General features: G+C 49.7%; 1 protein-coding gene. It reads left to right on the forward strand.

The features are described from left to right. The first annotated feature begins 300 nt into the window (after nt 1-300). A complete protein-coding gene (locus H6A60_RS12100; RefSeq protein WP_205104974.1) occupies nt 301-648 on the forward strand; it encodes a hypothetical protein in 348 nt (115 codons plus the stop codon). Nucleotides 649-684: the final 36 nt, after the last annotated feature.

Raw genomic sequence — 684 nt, forward strand, 5'->3', positions numbered from 1 at the left:
GAAATACTGTCTTCAAAGAAAAAGCCCGATCCATGTGAACGAATCGGGCTTTCCTTTGCTTTCCAAGAATTCTGTTCGAGAATGCATTGCCGACATTTCCCGAACATCGATTTGATCTTATCATGTGATTCGAACGCCTTTGAAGGCCAAAATCCATCAATCGCAAACTCCGCCGGTTTTCGGACCGGCGACGGAATCGTGCGAAGAATAAACTCAAGCAGAGTCAGTCGAATTTGACTTTTTTGACGATTTCGATAGTGCCCGGGAAGTGATACTCAACAATTCGAAGGAACGGGAAGGATGAAAACACTTTTTTATTCGTGGCTGACAGCAGCTTTTCTGCTCTTATCCGCACAGGCTTCGGCTGAACACGTCCTGCCGGACGGAATGGGCGGCTATTACATGAACGACGGTCACGTCATGAGCGACGGTATGGGCGGCTTCTACCATCCTGATGGCAGACACCAAATGTCCGACGGCATGGGCGGGTACTACCATAACAATGATCACATCATGTCGGATGGAATGGGTGGCTATTACACGAACGAAGGCCATCACATGAGCGACGGCATGGGCGGCCTTTACGGCCCTGACGGCAGTCACCAGATGTCGGACGGCATGGGCGGTTACTACAGAGACGGTCACTAATACAAATCTGACGCTGACGACGATATAAACAGTGTA

It is taken from the genome of Sutterella massiliensis (genome assembly GCF_016899755.1).
Lineage (GTDB): Bacteria > Pseudomonadota > Gammaproteobacteria > Burkholderiales > Burkholderiaceae_F > Sutterella > Sutterella massiliensis.

Bases quoted from the DNA above. Each gene is read 5' to 3' on its own strand.
- H6A60_RS12100 (WP_205104974.1), top strand. From the start codon at position 301: ATGAAAACACTTTTTTATTCGTGGCTGACAGCAGCTTTTCTGCTCTTA.